The 26,004-nt window shown below is 51.8% G+C and carries 24 protein-coding genes and 1 pseudogene; 8 read left to right on the forward strand and 17 right to left on the reverse strand.

Annotated elements, in window-relative coordinates:
• Positions 1 to 108 precede the first annotated feature (108 nt).
• The 4 genes from ADN00_RS15295 to ppgK are packed head-to-tail and all read left to right on the forward strand — an operon-like array spanning position 109 to position 3,930.
• On the forward strand, positions 109 to 1,596 hold the full coding sequence (locus ADN00_RS15295) for a baseplate J/gp47 family protein (RefSeq protein ID WP_082390197.1): 1,488 nt from the start codon (positions 109 to 111) through the stop codon (positions 1,594 to 1,596).
• Positions 1,593 to 2,012, forward strand: coding sequence for a Holliday junction resolvase RuvX (gene ruvX, locus ADN00_RS15300; protein ID WP_075063879.1), 420 nt, complete (start codon positions 1,593 to 1,595; stop codon positions 2,010 to 2,012). The genes ADN00_RS15295 and ruvX overlap by 4 nt, the downstream gene beginning before the upstream one ends.
• Positions 2,005 to 3,153 (forward strand): endolytic transglycosylase MltG, encoded by a 1,149-nt coding sequence (gene mltG, locus ADN00_RS15305; protein WP_075063880.1) that lies wholly within the window; start codon positions 2,005 to 2,007, stop codon positions 3,151 to 3,153. The genes ruvX and mltG overlap by 8 nt, the downstream gene beginning before the upstream one ends.
• Positions 3,154 to 3,177: 24 nt before the next feature.
• Positions 3,178 to 3,930: a polyphosphate--glucose phosphotransferase gene (gene ppgK / locus ADN00_RS15310; RefSeq protein WP_075063881.1), complete on the forward strand. Its 753-nt coding sequence runs from the start codon at positions 3,178 to 3,180 to the stop codon at positions 3,928 to 3,930.
• A gap of 65 nt (positions 3,931 to 3,995) precedes the next feature.
• Here ppgK and ADN00_RS20175 read toward each other — a convergent pair whose 3' ends face one another.
• Both ADN00_RS20175 and ADN00_RS15320 read right to left on the reverse strand, forming a co-directional pair.
• Positions 3,996 to 4,406 (reverse strand): indolepyruvate ferredoxin oxidoreductase subunit alpha, encoded by a 411-nt coding sequence (locus ADN00_RS20175; RefSeq protein ID WP_082390201.1) that lies wholly within the window; start codon positions 4,404 to 4,406, stop codon positions 3,996 to 3,998.
• A 30-nt stretch (positions 4,407 to 4,436) separates the two neighbouring features.
• Positions 4,437 to 5,042 (reverse strand): superoxide dismutase, encoded by a 606-nt coding sequence (locus ADN00_RS15320; protein ID WP_075063882.1) that lies wholly within the window; start codon positions 5,040 to 5,042, stop codon positions 4,437 to 4,439.
• Between the two features lie 107 nt (positions 5,043 to 5,149).
• Here ADN00_RS15320 and ADN00_RS15325 point away from each other — a divergent pair, with 107 nt between their 5' ends.
• Positions 5,150 to 6,133 (forward strand): DMT family transporter, encoded by a 984-nt coding sequence (locus tag ADN00_RS15325; RefSeq protein WP_152966381.1) that lies wholly within the window; start codon positions 5,150 to 5,152, stop codon positions 6,131 to 6,133.
• Between the two features lie 48 nt (positions 6,134 to 6,181).
• On the opposite strand, the gene malQ is transcribed toward ADN00_RS15325, so the two are convergent.
• Genes malQ through ADN00_RS15350 form a run of 5 tightly spaced genes read right to left on the reverse strand, consistent with a single transcriptional unit; the run spans position 6,182 to position 13,572 of the window.
• Entirely contained in the window at positions 6,182 to 7,693 is a 1,512-nt protein-coding gene (gene malQ / locus ADN00_RS15330) for a 4-alpha-glucanotransferase (RefSeq protein ID WP_075063884.1), read from the reverse strand.
• Positions 7,683 to 8,939: a glucose-1-phosphate adenylyltransferase family protein gene (locus ADN00_RS15335; protein WP_075063885.1), complete on the reverse strand. Its 1,257-nt coding sequence runs from the start codon at positions 8,937 to 8,939 to the stop codon at positions 7,683 to 7,685. Before ADN00_RS15335 ends, malQ begins: the two co-directional genes overlap by 11 nt.
• Entirely contained in the window at positions 8,936 to 10,417 is a 1,482-nt protein-coding gene (locus ADN00_RS15340; RefSeq protein WP_075063886.1) for a glycogen synthase, read from the reverse strand. The genes ADN00_RS15335 and ADN00_RS15340 overlap by 4 nt, the downstream gene beginning before the upstream one ends.
• 13 nt (positions 10,418 to 10,430) lie before the next feature.
• Positions 10,431 to 12,401: an amidohydrolase gene (locus ADN00_RS15345; RefSeq protein WP_075063887.1), complete on the reverse strand. Its 1,971-nt coding sequence runs from the start codon at positions 12,399 to 12,401 to the stop codon at positions 10,431 to 10,433.
• Between the two features lie 4 nt (positions 12,402 to 12,405).
• The gene (locus ADN00_RS15350; protein WP_160317539.1) at positions 12,406 to 13,572 is read right to left on the reverse strand and encodes a competence/damage-inducible protein A; all 1,167 of its coding nucleotides are present in this window, start codon (positions 13,570 to 13,572) and stop codon (positions 12,406 to 12,408) included.
• Between the two features lie 128 nt (positions 13,573 to 13,700).
• Between ADN00_RS15350 and ADN00_RS15355 the strand changes: the two genes are divergently transcribed.
• From ADN00_RS15355 to ADN00_RS15365, 3 genes are read left to right on the forward strand one after another with little or no spacing between them, the layout of a single operon-like run.
• Complete coding sequence (locus ADN00_RS15355; protein ID WP_075063889.1) at positions 13,701 to 14,066, forward strand: YraN family protein; 366 nt, start codon at positions 13,701 to 13,703, stop codon at positions 14,064 to 14,066.
• On the forward strand, positions 14,053 to 15,021 hold the full coding sequence (miaA, locus tag ADN00_RS15360) for a tRNA (adenosine(37)-N6)-dimethylallyltransferase MiaA (RefSeq protein ID WP_075063890.1): 969 nt from the start codon (positions 14,053 to 14,055) through the stop codon (positions 15,019 to 15,021). The genes ADN00_RS15355 and miaA overlap by 14 nt, the downstream gene beginning before the upstream one ends.
• Positions 15,021 to 16,703: a long-chain-fatty-acid--CoA ligase gene (locus tag ADN00_RS15365; RefSeq protein ID WP_075063891.1), complete on the forward strand. Its 1,683-nt coding sequence runs from the start codon at positions 15,021 to 15,023 to the stop codon at positions 16,701 to 16,703. Before miaA ends, ADN00_RS15365 begins: the two co-directional genes overlap by 1 nt.
• Positions 16,704 to 16,728: 25 nt before the next feature.
• Here ADN00_RS15365 and ftsH read toward each other — a convergent pair whose 3' ends face one another.
• The 10 genes and pseudogenes from ftsH to ADN00_RS15410 form a co-directional block, all read right to left on the reverse strand.
• Complete coding sequence (gene ftsH / locus ADN00_RS15370; protein WP_075063892.1) at positions 16,729 to 18,591, reverse strand: ATP-dependent zinc metalloprotease FtsH; 1,863 nt, start codon at positions 18,589 to 18,591, stop codon at positions 16,729 to 16,731.
• Between the two features lie 162 nt (positions 18,592 to 18,753).
• Complete coding sequence (locus tag ADN00_RS15375) at positions 18,754 to 19,086, reverse strand: hypothetical protein (RefSeq protein ID WP_075063893.1); 333 nt, start codon at positions 19,084 to 19,086, stop codon at positions 18,754 to 18,756.
• 71 nt (positions 19,087 to 19,157) lie between these two features.
• Entirely contained in the window at positions 19,158 to 19,721 is a 564-nt protein-coding gene (efp, locus tag ADN00_RS15380) for an elongation factor P (protein WP_075063894.1), read from the reverse strand.
• A 211-nt stretch (positions 19,722 to 19,932) separates the two neighbouring features.
• A complete protein-coding gene (hpf, locus tag ADN00_RS15385; protein WP_075063895.1) occupies positions 19,933 to 20,505 on the reverse strand; it encodes a ribosome hibernation-promoting factor, HPF/YfiA family in 573 nt (190 codons plus the stop codon).
• Positions 20,506 to 20,555: 50 nt separating this feature from the next.
• The gene (locus tag ADN00_RS15390) at positions 20,556 to 21,089 is read right to left on the reverse strand and encodes a ComF family protein (protein WP_075063896.1); all 534 of its coding nucleotides are present in this window, start codon (positions 21,087 to 21,089) and stop codon (positions 20,556 to 20,558) included.
• Positions 21,090 to 21,125: 36 nt separating this feature from the next.
• A pseudogene (locus tag ADN00_RS20595) lies at positions 21,126 to 21,332 on the reverse strand (double zinc ribbon domain-containing protein); the annotation flags it as partial.
• A 16-nt stretch (positions 21,333 to 21,348) separates the two neighbouring features.
• Positions 21,349 to 22,296: a type II secretion system F family protein gene (locus tag ADN00_RS15395; RefSeq protein WP_075063897.1), complete on the reverse strand. Its 948-nt coding sequence runs from the start codon at positions 22,294 to 22,296 to the stop codon at positions 21,349 to 21,351.
• A 24-nt stretch (positions 22,297 to 22,320) separates the two neighbouring features.
• Positions 22,321 to 23,283 carry a type II secretion system F family protein gene (locus ADN00_RS15400; protein WP_075063898.1) on the reverse strand — a complete coding sequence of 321 codons (963 nt, stop codon included), beginning with the start codon at positions 23,281 to 23,283 and terminating at the stop codon, positions 22,321 to 22,323.
• A gap of 30 nt (positions 23,284 to 23,313) precedes the next feature.
• Positions 23,314 to 24,708, reverse strand: coding sequence for a CpaF family protein (locus ADN00_RS15405; protein WP_075063899.1), 1,395 nt, complete (start codon positions 24,706 to 24,708; stop codon positions 23,314 to 23,316).
• A 21-nt stretch (positions 24,709 to 24,729) separates the two neighbouring features.
• Positions 24,730 to 25,965, reverse strand: coding sequence for a response regulator (locus tag ADN00_RS15410; RefSeq protein WP_075063900.1), 1,236 nt, complete (start codon positions 25,963 to 25,965; stop codon positions 24,730 to 24,732).
• Positions 25,966 to 26,004: the final 39 nt, after the last annotated feature.

Below are 26,004 nucleotides of genomic sequence, written 5' to 3' on the forward strand. Positions count from 1 at the left end.
AGATTATGTCTAATTATATCCTTTTTTGGGGCATAGAAAACCTTGATTGAAAGGCACGCGCTGAACCGTTCAGCTTTTTAATGTATTGTATAATTTCATCAAACCGCTATGAAGACACATGTGATTCAACTGGAGAGACACGACGATTACCTGTCCGCGAAAGATAAAATTTCGTGGAGCAAGGCACAGCGGGTATTGCTGGTGTGGCCAGAACGGGGGCGCCCGAAAATCTTCGCCCTGGACTTAAAACTATTGGATCGTTATGCCGCCTCGTCTGGCGCGCGGCTGGCATTGGTTACTCAAAACATCGCAATCACAGAAGAGGCGTATCACCAGGGAATACCAGTATTTGAAACCATTGAGCAAGCCCGAAAAAACTCCTGGCGCGTGCCGCGCGAATGGCGCAAAAGCCGCGTCGCAGGGGCTGAGAAGCGGACAGATTTTAAGCAGCTCGTCGCCCAGCACGCAGACCGCAAGGCGTCTGCGCGGCTGCCCAAATGGGTAGAAATGGCAGCCTTTGTTTTGGGCCTTTTTGCTGTGTTTGGCCTGTTTTTGTTTTTCGCGCCTGGTGCAACCATCCACATCGACAGCGCGGAAGAGTTACAAACATTGGAAATGCCCATGTGGGCCAGCCCGGAGATAAAGGCAGCCAACTTGGCGGGGGGCATTCCTGCCAACCCGCGGACGATTATGGTTGAGGGCGAAGACAGCATTGAGACCAGCGGTGTTTCACTTGTGCCTACGCAGTTTGCCAAGGGTAAAGTCTTGTTTTCCAATCTCACTGAAGACGATCTGCTGATTCCCCGCGGAACGGTTGTCTTATCAGGCGGCGACCCCGCTCTACGTTATCAGACGTTGCAAGCGGTTGCCCTGGGCGGTAAGAACTCGGTCGAAGTGGAGGTGGAAGCGCTGCAGGGCGGTTCTGCCAGCAATGTGGCAGCGGGAGAAATTCGCGGCATTGAAGGAGTGGTTGGGCTGTCTGCCAGTGTGGAAAATCTGGAAGCGATTCAAGGCGGCAGTGAGGCCGAAGGAAAAAGCGCAGCGGCTGCCGATTTTGACCGGCTGCGCGCCCGGCTGATTGAAGAACTGCGGCAGCAGGCTCTGCGACAGTTTCAAACACAAGCCGGGATCGGAGAATTGACCATCCCCGAGAGCCTGTCTGTGGGTGATATTATCGATGAAGCATTTTCGGTAGAAGAAGGACAGCCGGCCGACCAATTGACGCTAGCCTTAAAAATGGAATTCTCGTTGTGGGTGATCTCTGAGGCGGACATGAAGATCGCGGCCAACTCCGCGATGGACGCCACGCTTCCGGCTGGTTATCAAGCTCTGGAAGACAGCCTGCTGGTCAGTATGGTTAATACGCCGCGAATGCAGAACCAGCGCGCAGTGTGGGCTGTGCGGGCAGAACGCAGCCTGAAGCCGCGTATTGATCCTGGAGACGTTTACCACGCCGCGTTAGGAAAACCGGCGCAGGAAGCCGTTCAACGGCTGGCAGACCTGCCTGGTGTGGAAGCGGTTAACGTTCAAACAAAACCAGGCTGGTGGCCGGTGATATCTTATCTGCCTCAGCGGATTTCTATTGAGGTGAAATGAGCGGGCGTATTTTGGCGGTTGATCCCGGAGAGAAACGAATTGGCCTGGCTATTAGCGATGAGACGGCTTGTATTGCCAACCCGCTGGGTGTGGTAACGCATACTGCCCGAGACGCGGACGCCCAGACAGTTGCCCAGATCGCGGCGGAGAACCAGGCTGCGCGGATCATCGTTGGGCAGGCGCTGGACGCCAGCGGAGAAGTGGGGCCGGCGGCCCGAAAAGCGCAGCGGTTTGCCGACGCGCTGCGCCTTCACACCGATTTGCCAGTTGAGTTATGGGATGAGAGCGGCAGCACAAAGGCCGCCCAATCTGCGCGCCGGGAGATGGGTGTTTCGCGGAAGAAACGCAGCGGGCATCTGGATGATCTCGCGGCAGCGATTATTTTACAAACCTATTTGGACGCAAAACATGACTGATCGAAATCTTAAACGTGTTCGCCGCTCCAGTTTGGTGCTGGCGGGTTTATTTGTTGCGATGTGCGGGCTGCTTTCAGCGGCGGCTGTGATTGTGTACCGCCTGCCAGAGATGGCTGAAAACCGTTTTGGTCCAGCGAGCCCGCTTCTCGGACGAGCGCAAAAGATCCAATATGCGTTCCAGCTTTTCTTGAAAGAAGAAGCTCTTTTGGCACCGCTGCCAGAGAAAGCAGACAGTGAGAAATTTGAGATTCAGTTGGGAGAACCTGTTTATTCAATCACCGCGCGGCTGCAGCAAGAAGGATGGGTGCCTGACGGGGAAGCGGTGCGGGTATTTTTGATCTATTCCGGTTTGGACACGCGGGTGCAGGCAGGTCAGTATCGCTTTAAAGACGCGCAAAACAGTCTGGATATTGCCCGCGGGCTTGAAGACCCCACTCCCGGCGATGTGCGCTTTATTGTGCTGGCAGGCTGGCGGGTGGAAGAAATCGCAGCGGCTTTGCCGACCTCTGGATTGTCGATATCCCCAGAAGAGTTTCTGGCAAAAGCGCGCCAACCCAACCCGGAATGGCTTCCGGAAGGCTGGGGAGAAGCGGAAAGCCTGGAAGGGCTGCTGGCGCCGGGTGAATATGTCTTTCCACGTGAGACCACTGTTGATCAAATGATCAGCGCGATGACCGAACGGATGGAATCATTGATCAGTTCAGAAATCCGGGACGGTTTTGCCAACCACGGATTGAGCCTGAAACAGGGAGTGACCCTGGCTTCGATTGTGCAAAGAGAAGCGGTTGTGGAAGACGAACAGGCCAGGATCGCGTCGGTGTTTCACAACCGTTGGAGTGTCGGAATGAAATTGGATAGCGACCCAACCGTTCAATACGCGGTGGGGAACAGCCGGTTGGCAAACACCTGGTGGGTGAACCCAATTTTCGTTGAAGATCTGCAAATCGATTCCCCCTATAATACATATATCTATGCTGGTTTGCCGCCCACGCCCATCTGCGCGGTGAGCGAAAAAGCGCTGCTGGCAGTGGCTTTCCCTGAAATAACGGCGTATTATTATTTTCGGGCAGGCTGTGAGGGAGATGGAAGGCATCTGTTTGCGGAAAATTACGAAGACCATTTACAAAATGCGTGTCAGTGATTTCAGTCATCAGGAGGCGTGAAAATGTCGGTTTTAGGGATTGATATTGGCGGGTCAGGAATTAAGGGTGCGTTGGTCGATGTGGAAACCGGGCAGCTGCTTACGCCAAGAGAGCGCATTCCAACCCCAGAGCCGGCCACGCCAGAGCGGGTAGCGGTTGTGTTTGCCGAATTGGTAAAAAAGTTAAAGTATGAAGGGCCCATTGGCGCCGGTTTCCCGGCGATCATCCAACAGGGAGTGGCTTACTCAGCGGCCAACGTGCATGAAGAGTGGATCAATACCAATGCCGAAAAGCTCTTTAGCCAGAAGACGGCCCAGCCGGTGTATGTGTTGAATGACGCGGACGCGGCGGGTCTGGCCGAGATGAAATTCGGGGCGGGAAGAGATTTTTACAAGGGCACGGTTTTAATGGTAACTCTCGGCACGGGGATCGGATCGGCCATTTTTACCAATGGCCATCTGCTGCCCAACGTGGAATTTGGGCACTTGAAAGTGCGGGGCAAAGACGCAGAACACCGCGCCTCAGATGCGGCGCGTAAGTCTCAAGAGCTCACTTGGAAAAAATGGTCAAAGCGCTTGCAAGAGGTGTTGGATTACATGGAAGCGCTTGTGTCGCCTGACGTGATTATTGTGGGAGGGGGAGTGAGCAAGGATTATCAAAAGTACTTCCCGTACTTATCAACCAAAGCCAAACTTCTGCCGGCTCAGTTTTTGAATCAGGCTGGTATTGTAGGCGCGGCTTTGTACGCGTGGATGCGCAGCCGGGGAGAGATCTAGACACTTAGGCAGAAAAAAAGAGGCAGATTATCCATGCAATCTGCCTCTTTTCCTGTCGAGAAAAATCAGGGCATAGCTTCGTAGCCCGGACCTTCGGTAAAGTACCGGGCGTTTTCACCAATACTGGGGGTTAAATCAATGGACTCATCGGCCTCCAGAGCGCGCGTGGAAACAATGCGAACCGGCTCTCCTTCATAATTCGTGCCTTCGTAAACCTGGTCGTAACCCGGGGTGCCCATGGGCATGGATACGATTTCTCCACCACGGGCGATATAGTTGGAGGGGATTTCATCTTCCGGGAAGATCGCGGCAAATGGACATTCGGGAACGCACGCGCCACAATCAATGCATGTGGCGGGGTCAATATAAAACCACGGCCATTCGCTCTGCGGGTCACCAGGAACAATGCATTCAACCGGACAAACTGTTACACATCCTCCATCTCGTAAACAAAGGCCCGTAATTACATGCGTCATGACTTTCCTCCAATTTGTTTTAATGTAATGTCAAACGTGCAGGTAGCGCCGCTCAATTTCCTCCCAGTTCAATAAGTTCCACCAATTCGAGAGGTATTCCGCGCGGCGATTCTGATACTTCAAGTAATATGCGTGCTCCCAAACATCCACACCCATCACCGGATAGAGGCCTTCAGAATAGGGCGAATCCTGGTTAGGGGTTGAATGAAGAATCAAACTGCCGTCTTGCTTCTTGCTCAGCCAGGCCCAACCGCTGCCAAACCGTGTCATGCCTTCTTTCTCAAACAAGGTCTTGAAATTTTCAAAGCTGCCAAAGAAGCGCTGGATGCCCTCGGCGATTGATCCTTTGGGTTCTCCACCACATGAAGGACCCATGATTTCCCAATAAATCATGTGGTTGAGGTAGCCCCCTCCGTTGTTGCGCACGGTGGTGCGAATTTCGGCGGGAATCTGGTTTAGATCCGTAAGAATTTCCTGGATAGATTTGTTAAAGAACTGCGGGTGCGCTTCCAACGCGGTGTTCAAGTTTTTAAGGTACGCTGCGTGATGCTTGGTATAATGAATTTCCACGGTCGCAGCATCAATATACGGTTCCAGCGCATCAAATTTGTACGGCAATTCAGGTAATTGAAACATTGTTAGCCTCCTTAGAGTTTACCTTTCCCAATTCTATTTTTCAAGTTCAAATCGAAAAATAGTTATTAATATAAATATTATCTAAATTGTAAGATTAGGGTGCATCATTGTCAAGTCAAGAACCTTACACACTTCATCAAGCCTCTCCGATGGCCTATTTGGTTTTGCTGGTAGGGGTATTGGCCGTATCAACGGCTTCGATCTTTATTCGCTTTGCGCAAAGTGAAGTACCTTCGCTGGTGATTGCCACCTATCGCATGGCGCTGGCCGGCTTGCTGTTGGCCCCGGCGGCTTTATGGCGCGGGAAACAAGCGCAGACTTCTCTGGAACCGGCTGAGAAACGACAGGTTTTGCTTGCTGGTGTGTTATTGGCCTTTCATTTTGCCAGTTGGATTGCTTCGCTCGAATTGACATCGGTTGTAAACTCTGTGGTGCTGGTTACGACTGCGCCTTTGTGGGTGGCGGCGGCTTCGCCGGTGCTGCTCAAGGAACCGGTGAGCGGAAACGCGTTTATTGGTTTGGGACTGGCGCTGGTGGGAGGCGTTCTGGTTGGTCTTAGTTCCATTTGTTCCATTACCGCGGGTGGGTTTGGTTGTCAGGAAATGGGAGACTTCTTTCAGGGCAAAGCCGCTTTGGGAAATTTACTAGCGCTAATGGGTGCCTGGTTTTCAGCCGGTTACCTGGTGGTGGGAAGGCGGGTCAGAAAAAAACTGCACTTGATGACCTACACGTTTCGCGTGTACGGAATGGCCGGTCTGACTCTGCTGGTGGTTACCCTTTTCTTTGGATTGGTTTTGAATGCCTCGAGTGGAACCAATGTCGCCGAACTGTTATTTGACTATTCACCCATTTCTTTTGTGTGGATGATTTTGCTGGCTTTGATTCCGCAGCTGGTTGGGCATACGGCGTTCAACTGGTCGCTGGCCTATTTGCCGGCTGCTTTTGTCTCGGTCGCGCTTTTGGGAGAGCCGGTGGGTTCCACAATTTTGGCGATTCTTTTTTTGCATGAATCCCCCACGCTCCTGCAGTTTATTGGCGCGGGGTTTATTTTGGCTGGTATTCTATTGGCGTCGCGGCAAACCGCCGAATAAAACACGGCTCACCCCGAACATGAGTTTCGGGGTGAGAGTTTGTCTTTTTTATTTATGAATCTTTTCTTTGTTCATGCGGCTGTAAAGCCGGTTGATTTCGCGTATGGACTGCAGGAACGCGGGGGTAATATAATCGGGGCGAACCCGCCAGGTCCAGTTACCGCTGGGCCGTCCAGGGTAATTCATGCGGGCTTCGTTCCCCAGGCGCAGCAGGTCTTGTAATGGAGCCAAAGAAAACACAGCGACAGAAGACCAGACGCCGCGCACCAGATCCCAGGCGACATCCTCTCCGGAGCGCGCCATGTAGCGGCGGTAGAAGTCTTTCTCTTGATCCGTGCCGCTCTGGTACCATCCGATGACGGTATCGTTGTCGTGCGTGCCGGTATAAGCCACACAGTTTTCCACATAATTGTGGGGCAAGAATGGGTCTGTGGAGTCGGAGGCAAAGGCAAATTGGAGAATGCGCATACCTGGAAGTCCAAACTCATCCCGCATTTCCACCACGTCGGGGGTGATTTCACCCAGGTCTTCCGCAATGATGGGTAAATCGCCCAGCTCATTGCGAACTTTTTGGAAGAACTTTTTCCCCGGCCCTTTCACCCAGCGTCCAATTTCTGCTGTGGGCATACCAAAGGGCACTTCCCAGTACCCGGCAAATCCGCGGAAATGATCGAGGCGGATGAAATCAACCGTCTTGAGCGTTGCCTTGATGCGTTTTAGCCACCATTCGTAGCCAGTTTTTTCATGGAAATCCCAGCGGTAGAGCGGGTTGCCCCATAGCTGGCCGGTGGGAGAGAAATAGTCCGGCGGAACGCCAGCCACCACAGTGGGCAGGCCTTTTTCATCGAAGTAGAATAAATCCGGGTTAGCCCAGGCATCAGCGCTGTCGTAGGCCACGAAAATCGGAATGTCGCCAACAATTTGGATATTCTTTTCTTTGGCGTACTGCCTCACGGCGTCCCACTGGCGGAAGAAGAAGAACTGGCGCAGTGAATGGCGTTGAATCGATTCCGCGTGGTTGTATTTAAATTCAGCAAGGGCTATCGCGTCTCGTTTTCTCAACTCTTTGGGCCATTTATCCCACGAAACACCGCCAAAATTCTCTTTGATGGCCATGAACAGGGTGAAATCAGGCAGCCAATCCTGGTTTTCTGCGAGAAATTCTTCATATTCCTGGCGTAATTCGGCGGACGCATTCCTTTTGAAATTGGCAGAGGCGGTATCCAGCAGTTTCAATTTCCACAAGATGGCCTGACCAAAATCAACCCGGTCTTCTGGAAAGGTTGGGCGGTCTTTGAGGTCTTCTGCTGTCAGCAGATGATCTTCTTGCAGCAAGAAAGGGTTGACTAAATAAGGGTTGCCTGCAAATGCAGAGAAGCACTGATACGGCGAATCACCATAGCCTGTGGGACCCAATGGCAAAACCTGCCAGAGCGCACAACCAGTATCTGCCATAAAATTGATCCAGCGAAATGCTTCGGGACCTAGGTCGCCGATGCCGTCTGGGCCTGGCAAGGAAGTTGGATGTAACAGAATCCCCGAGGAGCGATTAAATTTCATGTGGAAGCCTCCTGGTTTGGATAAATTCTCCTGATTTAACTACATTTTTTGGATAATCGGAAGGGATAACATCGGTTCCGATAACAACTCCTGGCTCTAGTACATAGCGGGGCGGTATAACACTGTTCTTTCCCACAGTAGTGATCAGGTTGTCGGGGTTTACTCCTACGCCCACCTGGCAGCCTGCGTGCAGAAATGCGCGCTTATCGATCACAGAATGGCTGATGGTGACATCGCGTTGGACTGTGCAATCGGTGAGCAAGATGGAGTGAGAGATCACCGAACCTGATTGCACATAAACACCGGGGGATAAGACCGAATGGGTGATCTTAACGCCACTTTCAATCACACAGCCGTCCGAGATTAATGAGTCTTCAATGACGGCGCCGGATTGAATATTAGCAGGCGGGCGCTCTTCGGACCGCGTGTGAATAACCCAGGAGCGGTTGTAAAGGTTGAGGCTGGGATAAGGTTCCAATAAATCCATGTGGGCTTTCCAATACGACTGGATGGTTCCCACGTCCATCCAATACCCCGAGTATGGATAGGCAAAGACGCGCATGCCTTTCTGAATCATCAACGGAATGATGTCTTTTCCAAAATCGTGAGAGGATTCCGATTTCAGGTGATCATCCCAAAGCAGCTTATCCAATACATATTGGTTAAAGACGTACACACCCATATTGGCGCGGTTGGAGGGGGGAACCTTGGGCTTTTCCACAAAGGATGTTACGCGGTTATCGTCACCCAGGCCAACAATGCCAAAGCGGCTGGCCTCTTCGATGGGCACGCTGATGGAGGCCAACGTCAAATCTGCCTGATGGGCGATGTGAAATTGGATCATGGCGTCATAATCCATGGTATAGATGTGGTCGCCGGAAAGGATAAGGATCAGGTCAGGATTGCTGTGCTTGATGAAGGAATAATTCTGTTGAACGGCATCAGCGGTGCCAGAAAACCACCCAGAGGCGGGCGCGCGGTAAGGTGTATAGATACGCACTCCGCCGGTGAAATCACGCGCCAGGTCCCATGGGGCGCCTGATCCAATGTGTTCAATCAGCGAGTGAGGCCGGTATTGAGCGACAATCATGACATCAAAGATGTTGGAATTGACACAGTTGGACAGCGCAAAATCAATGATGCGATATTTTCCCGCGAAGGTAACCGCTGGTTTGGTGCGTTTTGCTGTAAGCACGCCTAAGCGGGTGCCTTCGCCGCCGGCAAGAATGACAGCCCGAGTTTTCATTCATTCCTCTCTTTCAGCAACTGTTGGTATAGGTTTGCATATTCAAGAGCAGGAGTCGCCCAGGAAAAGTTGACAGCCATGCCATTGAGCTGGATTTGCTGCCAGAGTTGTGGATTTTGATAGATTTGAAGCGCTTTTCGCAACGCACGAGCCAGCGCCGATTCGGTGGCTGGTTTGAAAAGAAAGCCAGTTCCATGCTGCATCGTGAGGGTCTGATGGATCGAATCTTTCAAGCCACCAGTGGCGCGGGCTACCGGTACGCAGCCATAGCGCATGGAAATCATTTGCGCCAGTCCGCAGGGTTCATAGCGGGAGGGCATGAGCAGCATATCCCCTCCGGCATACATGCGGCGAGAAAGGCTCGCGTCAAAGCGAATGGCCGCGCGCACGCGGTCTGGATACTCTTTTTCCAACTGGCGGCAGTCCTCTTCGAGGGTGGGGTCGCCGGTGCCCAGCAGAATCATTTGCCAGTCTTCATCCGCGATTAGGCGCGCGGCCTTGACGGCCAGATCGACACCTTTCTGCTGGTCCATGCGGCTGATGAGGATCAGCAGCGGGCGCTGGGGGTCTGGATCGAGATTAAACTCTTTGAGCAGTTCGGTTTTATTCTTCTGGCGTGTGGATATTGTGGCGGCTGAGAAGGGCTGGGCGATGTGCGTGTCCGTTTGTGGATTCCACAACTCTTCATCAAGGCCGTTCAATATGCCTTTAACGTCTTGCTGGCGGGATTGCAAGAATTTTTCCAGGCCGCAGCCGAAAGCGGGAGTCATGATTTCTTGCGCATAGGTGGGAGAGACTGTTACGATCTTATCGGCGGTGAGGATACCCAGCGGTAACGGGTGATGGACTCCCCAACGCGGGATTTGTTGGGTTTCCGCGGGGGGGAGATGGTAATGAGCCATCCATTTTTCGGCGCCGGCTCCCATAAAGGGCAAGTTGTGGATGGTGAAAACGGTGTGGACTTTTTTGAGAGGGTGGGATGCGGAGCCTTTTTTCAGCAGTGAGAGCGCGTAGATCATTGGGGCGGTATGCCAGTCGTTGGCATTGATGACGTCTGGGATCCAATTCAGCTTGAGCAGCATTTGCAAGGCCGCCTGGCAGAAAAAGACGTATTTTTCTGCATCGACAGCATTGTTGGAGGAATAGACGGGTGAGATTTTTTGAACCGGCTCACCATCAATCAGATAGACCGGCACGTTGTTGATGGTTTGAGTGTAGATTTGCGCTTTTTGGTCACCAGAGATAGAGGATACGAGCACCTCGGCTACAAGTTCTGGGGTGAAACCTTTGTTGCGGATGACCGGGTGGAATGGAATCACCACACGCACATCTAAACGCGGACGGCCTGCCTGCTCAGAAAGTTTTTGCAGGGCAACGGGCAGCGCCCCAGCTACATCACCCAGGCCGCCGACTTTGGCAAAAGGGTCTGCTTCGGCTGCCGCGAATAAGACTGAAATGGTTGAGGCATTTTCAGGCATAGCCATCTCTCCTCTACTGGATCATCTGGAAATAGTCTTGCATTTCAGACTCTTGGAGAGATGCACCCAGGTAAGAAATCAGCTCAGACACGATGAGAGCTTTGCGTTCAGCGTCTTTGCGACTCCAGGTGCGGCTTTTCACCTCCAGGAATTTGCCCAGTTTGGGGCGGTTGACGGTATCCAGGTTGATATAAAGTTCGGTGTCTTTGAAGCGAATTAAGAAGCGTAAGCGGTCTTTCTCAATGTCAAATTCTTCGATGGGCTTAAAGTATTCGCGGTAGAAGCGCAGGCTCTGCGTGGCTGGCGCCAGGAAGCGGCTACGTGAGAGGATGATTTTCTCTGGGAATTGGCGTTCGCTGGCCAGGCCGATGTGAGTCAGGCGGCTGCGAACATTGGTGATTTCTCCGCGCGGGCCAACAAAATGATCCTCGCGGTAGCGAATGCGGCCTTCATCCGGGCTGTCAAAGGAGAAGTAAGTATCATACTCGCGGTAATGGCGCTGGTAAACAATTTCGATCTCCGGTTTTTTCAAGGCCTCGAGGAATGGCTGCAGGTCTTTGACCGGTACCTTGGCCTGGATTTCAAAGCTTTGCTCTTCGGTAGCGCCGCCAACGGCGATTAACTTCGCCAGGATGGATTTTTCGCGCTCGATGAGGAAGGCATCAATGCGATGGGCAAGCTCTTCACTTTGGGCAAGCAGCTCTTTTTCGTTCAAGGTCAGCAGATCATGGTCGCGCATGACCCACTTTCCGTTGATCATCACGTCCGACACATCAGTGGCTTTGGCGGCATACACCACCTGAGCGTAGGCGCCCAACGGATCGCGGCGGAAGCGAGGGGAATTGTGAAGGGGGGAGAGATTGATGCGGATGATATCAGCGCGCTTACCGGGCTGCAGCGAGCCAATGAGGTGGTCGAGGTGAATGGCCTGCGCCCCCATGCGCGTAGCCATTAATAACGAGGTGGTGGCAGGCAAAACTGTAGGGTCACCGCTGGAACCTTTGGCAATAAAATTGGCCAGACGGATTTCTTCAAACATATCCAGATCATTGTTTGAAGCGGGACCGTCGGTACCAATGCCCACATTCAGGCCGGTTTCCAGCATCTTCTGAACCGGGGCTATTCCGGAGGCCAGTTTCAGGTTGGAAGAGGGGTTGTGTGCGACACCTATGTTGTAATGCTGCAGGGTGCGCATTTCACCTTCATCGATGTGAACGCAGTGGGCGGCGATTACTTTGGCATCAAATAGATTCAATTTTTTGAGGTACGGAACTACCGGCATTCCCTGCTCTTTGCGCATGTTTTCCACCTCTCCGGCGGTTTCGGAGATATGGGTGTGGAGGGGGACATCAAATTCGATGGCCATAGCTGCGCAGGCGCGCATCAGGTCCTCCGTGCAGGTGTAGGGGGCGTGGGGGGCGACCGATGGAACGATGAGTGGGTGGCCTTTCCAGCGCTGAATAAATTCGCGCGTCATGGACAGGGCTTCTTCGTAGGAGGCGGAATCGGGTGTTGGAAATTTAAGGACGGTTTGGGCGCAAATGCCGCGCATTCCCACTTCCGCGGCGGCGCTGGCAACGTCATCTTCGTAGTAATACATATCCACAAAGGTGGTTACACCGCTGCGGATCATTTCGGCGCAGGCCAGCTTGGTGCCCAGTTGGACAAAACCGGGATTGACAAATTCCCTCTCGACCGGCATCATGTAGCCAAGCAGCCAAACATCCAGCCGCAAATCGTCTGCCAGACCGCGCAGCAAGGTCATTGGAACATGGGTGTGGGCGTTGATTAACCCTGGCATGACGATATCACGCTTGCAATCGATCGTCTCATCGGCTGAGTAGGTTGACAGGATCTCCTCATTAAGTCCAACCGCGACAATTTGATCTCCCTGAATGGCAACGGCTCCTGGTTCGTACAGGGATAAATCATTATCCATGGTCAGCACGATGGCATTGGTTAAAAGCGTGTCGACTTTTTTCATAGCTTTATCCTTTATTTGGGCTTTCTCCAGTTTGTATTTGTATTAATTTTCGCCGAATGACATCAAGAATAGTGTTTTCAGCCCAGAGGGTAGCATTTTCTGGGGCACTGCCAAAGCTGCGCTCAATCTTTTCCTTGAAGTGAACGGATTCTAGCTGGATGGATAGAAAAGTTTTCGGGCTGCCTTTTTTCAACCACGCTGTGCAGTGAAGGATACTTTCGTGGGGAAGGCTGGTTTCCAGCACCGGTAAAGGTTCGCATGGCTCGCGGCCGTCCAGGTGGATAGCTGGGAATAATTCCGGTGTGAGGGCGCTAAAGAAGTGTGGGTCAAAGCCCGAGTGGGAAATGCGCAGTTCAAGGTTGTGCTTGACCAATAACTGATGGACTACCGATTCAAGGCGTTCGTTGTCGATGCCGTAAATGGAGTCTCCCAATCTTGAGAAAATCTCCTGTGTCAGTCTATCAATCATTTCCTCAGCTTTTTCAAGTGATTCGGCTCTGGCAGTGATGCGGATGTCCGTCTGACCAGGGTGAGCCAGCAACCCGACAGTTGGGTTTTCCAACGTCTCCAGGTCGCCAACCTTTTCATCGACAAACGATTCACCGACTCCTACGGTGTGGAGAACACGGGCCTTGATGACGCCATTCAAATCGTAGAAACGCTTGAGATACGGTATGACATCGGAGGCCAGCAGGTATTCCATTTCTTTGGGCACGCCCGGAAGGCTGATGAGTGATTTTTGCTCGTGCTGGATGTAGAAAGAGGGCGCCGTGCCAACCGGGTTCGATATCGCGACCGCGCCTGCCGGTAAATAAGCCTGGCGGCGGTTGTTAGGGGTTGCCGCGCGGCCGTACCGCGAAAACCGTTCTTGTATTTCCTCCCATAATTCCGGGTGAAATTCCAATTCCACACCGAAAGCCAGAGCCACAGCCTGGCGGGTGGGATCATCCACGGTGGGTCCCAATCCTCCGGTGGTGATGACGATGTCTGCCCGTGAGAGGGCTTCGCGAATGGCATCTGCGATGCGGTTCTGATTGTCCCCAATTAAGGTGGCCCGATACAGGTTCAACCCAATATCGCGGAGCGAGCGCGCCAAATAACGCGTGTTCGTATCTTGAATTTCGCCTAAGAGCAGTTCTGTTCCGATGGCAATGATCTCGGCTGAGGGCATATTGCTCCTTTTGATAACCATTTTATCAATTTTCACCCAGGCATGCATGCCTGATTCATTCTTATTATAAAACGCAACCCCCTATGAGGGGAATTTTGGAAAAACCCAGGCTGGGTTATACTTGTGCTATGAAGAGAACCAAGCAGCAAACCGGCCGGATAGGCGAGCAGCTGGCGGCGGATTTTTTAACCCGCCAGGGATTTGAAATTGCCGGCAGGAATGTGCGCACATCATCTGGTGAGATTGACCTCCTTGCGCGCCGGGGAGATTTGCTGGTTTTTGTCGAAGTGAAAACACGCACCTCAACCCGGTTTGGATTTCCAGAGGAGGCGATTACCCCCAAGAAGATGGCGCGCATGATGGCGTGCGCGGAGGAGTATTTGCAAAACCATGCCGAGTGCGACCAGGAGTGGCGATTGGATGTGATTTCCATCCTGGCTGAGAATTCTAGAAATGACCCACAAATTGAATGGTTTGAAAATGTCTTTTCCTGAAAAACCCTTACTGGTGATTGTAGGCCCAACGGCTGTGGGAAAAACCGCTACCGCGATTGCCCTGGCAAAACGCCTGGATGGCGAGATCATCTCGGCTGATTCGCGCTATTTCTACCGGGGAATGGATATTGGCACTGCCAAGCCAACTTTGGAAGAGCGGGATGGCGTTCCCCATTATCTGATTGATGTTGCCGAACCTGGTGATACCTGGAGCCTGGCGCTGTTTAAATCCGCGGCGGAAGAGAAAATCGCGAACGTACAGCAAAGGGGCAAGCTGCCCATTTTAGTGGGGGGCACCGGACAGTATGTGCGCGCGGTGATTGAAGGCTGGAGCATACCGGAACAGGAACCCGACACGCGCTTACGGGAGGCGGTCACCGACTGGGGAGAGGAAATTGGCGCGGAAGGGCTGCACAGGCGTTTGGCAGTGGTGGACCCGGAAGCTGCCCGGCAGATTGATTATCACAACCAGCGCAGAACCGTGCGCGCCTTGGAAGTGATCTTCAACACTGGGCGAAGGTTTTCCGACCAGCGGACAAAATCTTCTTCTCCGTACAGCCTGTTTCTTTTGGGTCTTAATCTGGAAAGGCCTCTGCTCTACCAGCGAATTGACGCCCGGATTGAATCCATGTTAATTGCCGGGCTGGTTGAAGAGACACGCGCTTTACTGGCAAAAGGCCTTTCACCCGATCTTCCGGCTATGTCTGCCATAGGTTACCGCGAGGTGACCGGGTATCTGCAAGGCCATTATGATCTGGATGAGGCGGTGCGACTGATCAAGCGCAATACGCGCATTTTTGTGCGCCGGCAAGCGAACTGGTTCAAGGAAAGCGACGAGAAAATCCACTGGTTTCATGCCACCCAAACAACCGTTGATGAGATGGTCGCCGCGATTAACCAGGCTTCCAATTGGCTCGCTCTGCAGGGAGATAATGATCCTCAGGAGGTGATCTGATGGACAAAAAGGTGTGGCTTCGCCGGTATGACCCAGGTGTGCCTGATCATATTGCTTATCCGGATCAATCCGTTCACCAATTCCTAACAAATTCTGCGCAAAGATTTGGCAGCCGCGTTTGCGCTTATTACCATGACCAGGCATTCACCTACCAGCAAATAGATTGGCTCAGCACACAGCTTGCGAAGGCTTTACTCTCGATGGGATTGAAGAAAGGCGAACCAGTGGGTATTCTATTGCCCAACTCGCCCCAATTTGTTATCTCCTTCTATGGGATTCTTAAAGCTGGCGGCGTTGTTGTGGCCATGAATCCGGCTTACCAACACCGCGAACTATCATTTCAGGTAAGTGATTCGGGAGTTCGAGTGCTGGTATGCACAGAAGACAGCCTTCCTTTGATTCACTCGATCTTTCCGGCGAGTGGATTAAGCCAGCTGATGGTGACATCGGACGCACAGTTGGATGATCTTTTGAAGCTGGCAACAGGCCAGCCGGTTGAGCCCTGCGCGCGCGAATCGGTTGGCTGCGAACAATCTCTGGTGAAATTAATAAACCAGGCAAAAGAAAGCCAGGTATCGCTGCCAGCGGTAGAGCCGGATGACGTTGCCATTTTCCAGTATTCCGGGGGGACAACCGGCATTCCAAAAGCTGCTGAAGGCACCCATCGAAACCTGACGGCCAACACGCTCCAGTTTCAGAGCTGGCTTCCCGGGCTGAACGCTGGCAAAGAAGTGGTGCTGGCGGCGATTCCTTTGTTTCATGTGTATGGAATGGTGATCGCTCTGAGCATGGGAATTGCGCTGGGAGCCAGCATTGTATTAGAGCCAAATCCGAGGAATATTCAATCCATTCTGGAGCAGGTTCAAAGACACCAGGTGACTCTTCTGCCGGGTGTGCCTAACCTTTACAATGCCATCAATCACCATGAATGGGTACGGCAGGGTCAGGTCCGGCTTAACTCGATTAAGGCATGCATTTCGGGTTCCGCGACGTTAATGAAAGAAACCAAACAAACTTTTGAAGAGTTGACCGGTGGAAAACTGATGGAGGGGTATGGCCTTTCGGAAGCGCCGACGGCCACTCATTGCAACCCAATGCTGGGTGAAAACCGGACTGGCTCGATTGGGTTGCCGCTTCCCGATGTGGATGCTGAAATTGTCAGCCTTGAAGATGGGAAAACCCGCTTACCAGCTAACACACCAGGCGAGTTAATTGTGCGCGGCCCGCAAGTGATGCGGGGGTACCATAATATGCTCAGTGAAACGAAAAAAACCTTGATTGACGATTGGCTGTATACCGGCGATGTAGCCTATATGGATGAGGATGGCTTTTTTTATCTGGTGGACAGGAAGAAAGATGTGATCAAGGTTGGCGGATTACAGGTCTGGCCCAAAGAGGTGGAGCAAGTGATCAGCGAGCACCCCAATGTGGCAGAAGTGGGGGTGGCGGGGGTCGTTCGGCCGGAAATTGGAGAGAGGGTAAAGGCCTGGGTGGTCAAGAAAAGGGATGTAAATTTGACCGCCGAAGAGGTAAAAACCTGGTGCGCAACCTTTCTGGCGCGTTATAAAGTGCCTGATACAGTGGTGTTTATTGATGCGCTGCCCAAATCGACTGTCGGTAAGGTGCTGCGGCGAGAATTGGTTCGTCTGGACGATGAAGAAGAAAAGAAGACGCCTCGGTGATCGAGGCGTCTTGCTTTGTGCATTGTTAATTCAGTCCCATTAATTGCGGCGTTCCGCTCTTTTTGGGCTCAGGGGGCGGGAAGATCGCCTCAAATTCCTGGCGAGACATGGTCTCAACTTCAAGCAGGCGGTGAGCGACTGCATCCAGGTTTTCACGGTATTGGGTTAAGATGCTTTTCGCTGTTTCGTAGGCGTCATTGACCAGTTTGCGAACTTCTTCGTCAATTTTCTTGGCGATGTCTTCAGAGTAATCTCTTTGTTCAGAAATTTCGCGGCCCAAGAATACCAGTTCTTCTTTTTGGCCATAGACCATGGGCCCCAGTTCTGGGCTCATACCCAGGCGGGTGACCATCGTGCGGGCGATTTTGGTAACCCGTTCAATATCGTTGGACGCGCCGGAGGTGTAATCGTCAAAGACGATCTGTTCGGCAGCACGACCGCCCATCAGGCTGACCATTTCGGCGACCAGTTTCTTGCGGCCGGTCAGGATGCGGTCTTCTTCCGGCAGTGCCAGGGTGTACCCTCCCGCCATGCCACGCGAGATAATGGAAATTTTGTGAACGGGGTCGGCTTCTGGCAGGGTGTTCATCACGACCGCGTGACCGGCTTCGTGGTAGGCTACGATTAATTTTTCTTCTTCGCTAATGAGACGACTCTTGCGTTCTGGGCCGGCAATCACTTTTTCAATGGACTCTTCAAATTCCTGCTGGCCGATAATCTTCTTGTTACGCCGCGCCGCGAGGATGGCGGCTTCATTTACCAGGTTTTCCAAATCAGCGCCGACAAAACCGGGCGTACCGCGCGCGATCAGCGCCAGGTCTACTTCTGGAGCGATGGGCTTGCCTTTAATGTGGACTTTGAGAATGGCTTCGCGGCCGCGGACATCCGGGCGGTCCAGCACGACCTGGCGGTCAAAGCGGCCAGGGCGGAGCAAAGCGGGGTCCAGAATATCGGGCCGGTTGGTGGCGGCCATGATGATGATGTTTGTGTCGGTGTCAAAGCCATCCATTTCAACCAGCATCTGGTTGAGAGTTTGCTCGCGTTCGTCGTGGCTGCCGCCCAAACCAGCCCCGCGCTGGCGGCCAACCGCGTCAATTTCATCCACAAATACGATGCAAGGCGACTGGCGTTTGGCCTGATCAAACAGGTCACGCACACGGCTGGCGCCTACACCCACAAACATTTCCACAAATTCAGAGCCAGAAATGGAGAAGAATGGCACGCCCGCTTCTCCAGATACTGCTTTTGCCAGCAGGGTTTTACCGGTTCCGGGAGGGCCAACCAATAAAACACCTTTCGGAATGCGCGCCCCAAGCTGGATGAACTTCTGCGGTTCGCGCAAAAATTCAACGACTTCTTTGAGTTCTTCTTTGGATTCATCCACGCCGGCAACATCTGCGAAGGTTACGGTTGGTTGGTCGCCGGTAAACATGCGCGCGCGCGATTTGCCGAACGACATAGCCGCGTTGTTACTGCCTTGCGCCTGGCGGAAGATGAAGTAAAACGCTCCACCTAAAATGAGGAAGGGTAAAACATACCCAATGATGGTCAGAACCCCCATCCACGGGCTGGGCGGTTTAATCTCAATTTTGATTTTATCTGACGCCAACTGTTCAGTGGTAACGCCGAGATTGAGAAGCTGCTCAACCAATGTGGAGTTTGATTCAATGGTTGACGTGGTCTGAGACCCGTCTTTGAGGGTAATTTTAAGGGTGTTGTCGTCTTCCACAATGCGGGTTACGTTTCCGCGGGTGATTTCCGATACGACTTCATTAATGCTAAGTACGCCCTGACCGCTGCCCTGGGAGTTGAATTGAAATATCAACATGGCAATAATTGCCACGAAGAGCAACAGGTACACAACGTACGATTGATTGCGCGAATTCACAGGTACCTCCTGAATAGATTCCGGTAAGAATTTTTGTGTAATTCTTCAAACAAATTATACCAATCTATATCGGGGTCAACCAGATATAGGCTTTGATTGTACAACAATAATCTATATATCTTATTAACAAAGAGTCTGCAGCGGGGAGATTCTGACCGGAGATTATGGCTTGTCGATAAAAACATCAGGAAGGGGATGGCATTCACCGCAGCCAATGTACGGTTCAGCAACGGCGCGGTTGGTTTTTTCGCAAAACGCGCTCACTTCCACCACCCGCTTGAGACCAAGGAACTTGCGTTTTACGGTTGCTTCAAGCCGCATGTGTTCGCAGGAATTGGCTAATACGATGCCGGGCACCGGGCAGCTCGCGCAGAGGTCTGGCGTCCAATGATGGGGGCGGGGCTGGTTTCCAATTAACCGGCATTCTTCGCGGTTACGGCCGCGATAATAATCTCCGAAGAAGAAGCGACATTCTTTGCCTGCCGGTGTTTTCATTTCTGTTCTCTGAGTGAAATAAAGATCTGCCCCCAAAAAGGGGGCAGGTAAAGTCTCTTTCGGTGGCCTGCTTAATCCGACACGCGTGTTACGTACTCTCCGGTGCTGGTGCTGATGCGGATCTTCTGCCCCTGAACAATGAAGGCGGGAACATCCACATAGATGCCAGTTTCCACTTTGACTTTCTTGGTTACACCGGTGGCGGTGTCACCGCGCACGGCCGCTTCGGCTTCTGTCACCACCAGGTCCACAGAAGTGGGAAGTTCAATGTCAATCGCCTCGTTGTTAAAGAAAGTTAATTTAACCTCAAGGTTCTCGGTGAGGTAACCGGCGGCTTCTTCAACAATTTTTGCGGGAATGGCGGGTTGTTCGAACGTTTCCACATCCATAAAGTAGTAGAAAGCGCCGTCATTGTATAAATACTGGACGTTGTGATAGTCCAGGCGCACATCTTCGACACGGAAACCAGAGTTGAAGGTTTTTTCCAGGGTGGTGCCGGTGCGCAGGTCTTTGGCCTTAACCCGGATTGTGGCATTGCCGCGGCCAGGTTTGTTGTGATGGTAATCTAAAACTTTGTAGAGACTACCGTCCAGTAGGAAGGTAACACCTTTTCTTAAGTCATTTACGTCGATCATAAAAATTATCTGCCCTTGTAATTGTTGGTTAACGGTGCAATTATAGCCTAACCATGTTAACGCCGCAAGGCACGAAATATTGAGAATCCAGCGCTTCTTTTAGTTGTAGAAACGAATTCTATTCCTATTCGCATAATAGAAGCGCCGGTTTGCCAAGTGCAAAAAAAGCCGGGCAGGGAAACCTGCCCGGCTGAAGTAATACAAAGCTCATTTACCCAATTTTCGGCTCGATCAAACCGTATGTGCCATCTCGGCGGGTATACAGGATATTGATCTCGCTGGTGTTGACGTTGTAAAAGATGAAGAAATTTTCGTGACCGAGCAATTTCATTTGCTCAATCGCTTCCATTTCATCCATCGGAATGAGGGTGAACTGTTTGCGGCGGGCGATAATGGGCGCGGCCTCGGCTTCATCGGGAGCTTCGGTCGCAGAAATCTCTGCCGCAAGGGACGAGGCAGGAACACCATCTCCACGGCCGCGATTGCGCTTGCCTTTATAGCGTTCAATTTGGCGCTGAATTTTATCGAGAGATTTGTCGAGGGCGGCAAAGATATCATCCGCACGTTCTTCGGCGCGTAAAATAAACCCTTTTCCACGAATCGTGATTTCGGAAATGTGGCGGTCAGACGCACTGCGAGCGGATTTATTATAGGAGAGATCAACCCGGGTTTCTTCAATGTTGTTAAGATAGCGATCCATTTTGGATACCTTCTTTTCAACATATTCATTGATCCGGTCGGTCAATTCCATATTTCTTGCAAAGATTTCGACTTCGAGAGCCATTGGATGCCTCCTTCTAAACAAATTGGGTTGCGGTAATAAAACAAAAATGGTTAAGGTTGAGTGTTTTGTTGGACCTCCTGATGGGTATGAGATTGTAAAACGGATCTGGCCAATGTCAGCGCAAAAATTTGTTTGGCTCCGGCACCGACCAGGGTACGAGCGATGGCAGTCAAGGTGGAACTGGTTGTGGCAACGTCATCGATGAGCAAAATTCGCTTTCCAGCTACCAGCGATGGCTGGGCTTGGAAGGCTTGGGTAAGGTTTTCCGTGCGCTGCTGTGCAGATAACCCAACTTGAGTATTGGTATGGATGGTACGGGAAATTGCTTTTGTAGAAATGGGCAACATAAAATGGAGTGAAAGCGGGCGTGCCAGCAAGAAAGACTGGTTATAACCTCGTTCTTTCTTGCGTTCCTTGCTCAATGGCACCGGAAGTATCAAATCCACCTCCCATTTATATCTATTAAACAATTCAATGAGATAAATAGCAAGTGATTCGCATAGGGCTATATCTTTTTGGTATTTGAAACGGTGAATCGCCTCTCGGATGGGGCCTTGATACGTCGTGTAGGATCGAATCGTCACGGGTGGAGGAGCAGATAGTTCAATACAGCGAAAACACAATCCACCCCCTGCGACGGGATACCCACAATACTGGCAAATTTGCGTCTGATCAATTGGCGGGGTATTCGCGTTACAGGATTCGCACCAGCGGGAACCTGGCTGCAAGCAGCCACCGCAATAAGGCGGGTACAGCCAGTCTATGGCTTCCCATAAGGTGTGGTAAAAGAAAGAGGCTGGACGTCTATACAGACCAGCCTTTAGCATAGCGCCTCCGATTTGGTTAAAATATTCCAGATAAGGCGGAGTGAATGAGCTGCAGCGCCGCCGGTGTGAGCAGCACGACCATCAGCGCGGGGAAGATCAATAGCGCCATGGGAATTAACATCTTCAGCGGCGCTTTGTGCGCTTCTTCTTCCGCTCTTTGACGCCGTTTAATGCGCATCTGATCCGATTGAATGCGCAGGACCTTTGCCAACGAAACACCCAACTGCTCACTTTGAATGACCGCGGCCACAAAGCTGGTCATTTCTGGCACACCCAGGCGGTCTGCCATGTCACGCAGGGCTTCGCGGCGCAATTTACCCAGCTGCACCTCTCGAATCACGCGGGCAAAGGCCAGTGATAATTCAGTTTCCCATTTTTCGCTTACTTTCGACATGGCTGAATCAAAGCCCAGGCCAGCTTCCACGCAGATGGTTAGCAGGTCAAGGGCGTCGGGTAGGGCTTTCCACACTTCTTTTTGTCTGCGTGATATTTTACTGGAAAGCCACAGCATGGGGAAATAGAAGCCCAGCAAGCCAAAAAGCAGCGAAACCAGCAATTTCCGCCCGATGGGCCATTGCGTTGACCCAACGGTGAATACCAGGAAAATCAGGCCGCCAAAAATGAGCATGGCTGTGAACTGCAACGAAAGGAAGAGAGTTGGATCCAATCGCGAGGATGTGCCTGCCAGCTCAAGCCGTTTGGCGATGGACTGCCGGGCGTTCTGGGGGGTGAACTTCATGGCGATTTCACCAAAACGCTGGGCAACCGGGTATATGACGCGCTCTGAAAAGGGCTGCGACATCTCTAATTTTTCAAGATCGATTTGCTCGCCGCGCTGGCTTAATTCCTCAAGGCGGTCCTGTAAGATGCGTTCATTGACGGTTTGCGGATTTCGCAAACCGATATAAACGAGAATCCCCGCGCCAGCCACAACAACAACGACCAAAATGATAATTGGGAGCATAAGTCTCTCCTTAATAATCTCAGGTTAGACTTCGATCTGACCTAGTTTTGTCATGATGAAATAACCAGCGATGATCAACGCGGCTGCAACACCCAGGGCAATGTAGCCGCAAGGAACATTCTCTGGCTTGAAGAATTCCATCATATACTCGCGGTTAAGTAAGTAGAGAACGCCCATTACAAGGAGGGGTAAGATGGATAGGAAACGCCCTGAGTACATTACTTGAGAAGTAAGAACGCGAATTTCGCCTTTAATGCGCACGCGTTCGCGGATGGTGTGCGAGATGGTGTCCAAAATCTCGGCCAGGTTACCACCCACTTCGCGCTGGACGTTGATGGCGGTGATGACCAGATCCAGGTCATCTGAGGGAATGCGGCGCAGCAAGTTATCCAAAGCCCGCTCAGTGGGAACGCCCAGCTGCATTTCCTGTACCACCCGGCGGAATTCGTCGCTGATGGGTGGCGGCAGCTCGCGGCTGATGGCTTCCATGGCTTGAGCAGTGGAGTAGCCCGCGCGCAAGCCGTTAACCATCAGGTTAAGCATGTCGGCCAGTTGTTCGTTGAAGCGAATAAGACGTTTGCTCTGCTGCCGTTTGACATACATGCCCGGCAGGAATAAGCCAATGATCGCGCCGATGACACCGGCAAAAATTGATCTTCCACCGATGAACCACAAGATGATACCTACACCAAAGGCCACAATGATCATCATGGCGATATACTCACCAGGTTTCATTTTGATGTCTGCGCGAGCAAGGCTTTTTGAAACCCGCTCGGCAAATGACGATCCCTCAACCCGGCGGTTTAGCCAGTCTGTTAATGGCGTAGCCGCATCTTTGGCAATTTCTTCTTGCTGATCAACATATTGTCCCAGGCGTTCTTCCACCAGCGACCTTTCGCTGGTGATGGAGATGACAATGCCGATGATGAGCATGATAAATGCAAGCGCACCGCCAACCCCGAGAATCAATATTGGATTAAATGGCATAGGGTCACCTTCTCTGACTGATCCGTACGGTTACCGCCTGCGTTCTCCCGCTCCAAAAATGGTCGGGGGCAGACTGATCCCGGCTGCTTCGATTTTTTCCATGAATTTCGGACGGAGCCCTGTGGGGCGCAGTCGCCCCATGACTTTTCCGTTATCGTATCCGGTCTGCTCAAAGGCGAAAATGTCGGTAAGTGTGATAACATCACCTTCCATTCCAGAGACTTCGGTGATGTAAGTTACTTTACGGCTGCCGTCACGCATACGCGACTGGTGGACAATGACATCAACTGCAGAGGAAATTTGCTCTCGAATGGCGCGCACGGGCAAATCCATGCCAGCCATCAATACCATGGTTTCCAAACGAGCTAATGTATCACGAGGACCGTTCGAGTGCAACGTGGTCATGGAACCATCATGGCCGGTATTCATGGCTTGCAGCATATCCACCGCGGCTTCATCACGAATTTCGCCGACGATAATGCGGTCAGGGCGCATACGCAAGGTATTAATCACCAATTGGCGAATGGTAATCTCGCCGCGACCCTCAATGTTGGGGGGGCGGGATTCCAATGTAACCACATGCTCCTGGCGAAGCTGAAGCTCGGCCGCATTCTCAACTGTGATGATGCGCTCGTCGGAGGGAATGAAGCCGGATAGAATGTTCAGCAGGGTGGTTTTACCGGAACCAGTACCTCCGGAAATGACGACATTCAAGCGTGATTCAACACAAGCTTTCAAAAACTTCATCGCCTCGGGCGTGATCGATTCAAACTTGATCAACTGCTCAATGGTGATGGGGTTCTTCGAAAATTTTCGAATAGTGATGACTGGGCCTACCAGCGAGATGGGGGGGATGACCGCGTTAACACGGGATCCATCGGGCAAACGGGCGTCCACATATGGGCTGGATTCATCGATGCGGCGTCCCAGCGGAGCAACAATTCGGTCAATAATGCGTAAAACGTGGTCCTGGCTTTCAAAACTGACCGGCACCCTGTGAATTTTTCCGCGGCGTTCAATATAAATGTTCTTCGCTCCGTTCACCATGATTTCAGTGATTTGCTCGTCTTCCAACAGTGGTTGGATGGGACCAAAGCCCAGAATCTCGGCGGCAATTTGTTCAAACAGTCGGGCGCGCTCTGGCCGTGAGAGAACAATATTTTCCTCGGCCAAAATTTGTTCGAATAGCTCGAGAATCGTGTGACGAACTTCGTTTACCTTGGTAACATCGGTGCTTGGGTCCAGACCGGCCAGCAGCTTGTTTTGCACACGAGTTTTGAGGTCAAGATAAGTGTCTTGAACAGAAGATGTGGTCGGCGCGGTGATGCGGCGAGCCTGAACGGCTGAATTGGGGCGCGTGTCTTTTCCTACCGGAACTGGCGTAGGTGTTCCTTCTGTTCCCTGTAATCGTTTTAAAATTGACATATATTGTCCTCCTGATACCGGTTATTTCTTTAAGTGGAGGTCCATTCCAATGTCATCCATTTTGGCTGCTCGTTCGCGAATACCTTCTGCAAGCATTATGATCGTTTTGCTGATTGGGTGAATTTTGTTATCTACCATTAATGGTACGCCTCGCGTAATGGATAAATTGACCACCTTTTCATCGAAGGGGATAACGTAATGGATTTTTTGGCGAAGTGTCTCTCCAACTTTTTCTGGAGAAATGGAGTTGTGTTTGTCAAACAAATTCATGACAAAGATGATTTTTTCTCTGGCAATGCCTACTTTATCTGAGAGGCTGAGGAACAAGTTCGCGTTCTTGATGGCAGGTATATTTTGCGTGGTAACCAGAACAATCAAGTCGGCCAACTCTAACGCGGTTTGCACCACTTCTGTCATGTATGAATTGGTATCAATGATGATGTAGCGGTAGATCTGCTTCAGATATTGCAGCATCTTAAAGAAATGGTCTGCTTCAACACCTTCCGCGATTTCGGGGCGGGGGGGCGCGGCTAAAACACTGATCCCAGAACTGTGTTTGAAACACACATCTTTGACAATATCCGGGTCCAATTCTTCGGCGCGCGGTGATAGATCTGCAACGGAATTTTTTGACTGCTCATTGAGAAAGACCATTACATCGCCAAACTGCAAACTGGCGTCAATAAGCAAAACTTCGTTCTGTGGATCGTTCAGAGAAAGCGCCAGGTTGGTGGCAATCGTTGTAACGCCGGTTCCGCCTTTTGGGCTGTAAACGACAATGATTCTTCCGAGCGGACCGACTGGGTGACCATGACTGGCGCCAGGCACCGCTGCTCCGCTCGGAAAAGTACCGGCTGATCGCTCTCTTTCTTCTTGCGCCATTTTCCCGGCACGCTTGATGGCCGCGGTGAGTTCATCGATGGATGGTGGTTTGGTCAGGAAATCGCGCGCTCCGGCCAACATGGCGCGGCGCATATAGCTGGGGTCACCCTGAACAGAAAGGATGACCACCTGGACGAAAGGCATTTTCTTGAGGATTTCTTCGGTGGCCGTGATGCCGTCCATATCCGGCATGTTGATATCCATGACAACCACATCGGGTTTGATTTGCTGAGTGAGTTGTATGGCTTCTTTGCCGCTCCTGGCTGATCCGACAACTTCAATATCGCGATCGAATTGCAGTAATCTGCGCACGTTTTCGCGAGTTTCATCGATATCATCGACAATCAAGACCCGAATTTTTTCCTCAGCCGGCATGCTATCTCCTGTCTAATTTGATGAGAGCGATCGAAGAAT

The organism is Ornatilinea apprima (assembly GCF_001306115.1).
Classification (GTDB): Bacteria; Chloroflexota; Anaerolineae; order Anaerolineales; family Anaerolineaceae; genus Ornatilinea; species Ornatilinea apprima.

Excerpts from the sequence above, each read along its gene's own strand:
- ADN00_RS15295 (WP_082390197.1), top strand. The coding sequence starts at position 109 with ATGAAGACACATGTGATTCAACTGGAGAGACACGACGATTACCTGTCC.
- ruvX (WP_075063879.1), top strand. The coding sequence starts at position 1,593 with ATGAGCGGGCGTATTTTGGCGGTTGATCCCGGAGAGAAACGAATTGGC.
- mltG (WP_075063880.1), top strand. The coding sequence starts at position 2,005 with ATGACTGATCGAAATCTTAAACGTGTTCGCCGCTCCAGTTTGGTGCTG.
- ppgK (WP_075063881.1), top strand. The coding sequence starts at position 3,178 with ATGTCGGTTTTAGGGATTGATATTGGCGGGTCAGGAATTAAGGGTGCG.
- ADN00_RS20175 (WP_082390201.1), bottom strand. The coding sequence starts at position 4,406 with ATGACGCATGTAATTACGGGCCTTTGTTTACGAGATGGAGGATGTGTA.
- ADN00_RS15320 (WP_075063882.1), bottom strand. The coding sequence starts at position 5,042 with ATGTTTCAATTACCTGAATTGCCGTACAAATTTGATGCGCTGGAACCG.
- malQ (WP_075063884.1), bottom strand. The coding sequence starts at position 7,693 with ATGAAATTTAATCGCTCCTCGGGGATTCTGTTACATCCAACTTCCTTG.
- ADN00_RS15335 (WP_075063885.1), bottom strand. The coding sequence starts at position 8,939 with ATGAAAACTCGGGCTGTCATTCTTGCCGGCGGCGAAGGCACCCGCTTA.
- ADN00_RS15340 (WP_075063886.1), bottom strand. The coding sequence starts at position 10,417 with ATGCCTGAAAATGCCTCAACCATTTCAGTCTTATTCGCGGCAGCCGAA.
- ADN00_RS15345 (WP_075063887.1), bottom strand. The coding sequence starts at position 12,401 with ATGAAAAAAGTCGACACGCTTTTAACCAATGCCATCGTGCTGACCATG.
- ADN00_RS15350 (WP_160317539.1), bottom strand. The coding sequence starts at position 13,572 with ATGCCCTCAGCCGAGATCATTGCCATCGGAACAGAACTGCTCTTAGGC.
- ADN00_RS15355 (WP_075063889.1), top strand. The coding sequence starts at position 13,701 with ATGAAGAGAACCAAGCAGCAAACCGGCCGGATAGGCGAGCAGCTGGCG.
- miaA (WP_075063890.1), top strand. The coding sequence starts at position 14,053 with ATGTCTTTTCCTGAAAAACCCTTACTGGTGATTGTAGGCCCAACGGCT.
- ADN00_RS15365 (WP_075063891.1), top strand. The coding sequence starts at position 15,021 with ATGGACAAAAAGGTGTGGCTTCGCCGGTATGACCCAGGTGTGCCTGAT.
- ADN00_RS15375 (WP_075063893.1), bottom strand. The coding sequence starts at position 19,086 with ATGAAAACACCGGCAGGCAAAGAATGTCGCTTCTTCTTCGGAGATTAT.
- efp (WP_075063894.1), bottom strand. The coding sequence starts at position 19,721 with ATGATCGACGTAAATGACTTAAGAAAAGGTGTTACCTTCCTACTGGAC.
- hpf (WP_075063895.1), bottom strand. The coding sequence starts at position 20,505 with ATGGCTCTCGAAGTCGAAATCTTTGCAAGAAATATGGAATTGACCGAC.
- ADN00_RS15395 (WP_075063897.1), bottom strand. The coding sequence starts at position 22,296 with ATGCTCCCAATTATCATTTTGGTCGTTGTTGTTGTGGCTGGCGCGGGG.
- ADN00_RS15400 (WP_075063898.1), bottom strand. The coding sequence starts at position 23,283 with ATGCCATTTAATCCAATATTGATTCTCGGGGTTGGCGGTGCGCTTGCA.
- ADN00_RS15405 (WP_075063899.1), bottom strand. The coding sequence starts at position 24,708 with ATGTCAATTTTAAAACGATTACAGGGAACAGAAGGAACACCTACGCCA.
- ADN00_RS15410 (WP_075063900.1), bottom strand. The coding sequence starts at position 25,965 with ATGCCGGCTGAGGAAAAAATTCGGGTCTTGATTGTCGATGATATCGAT.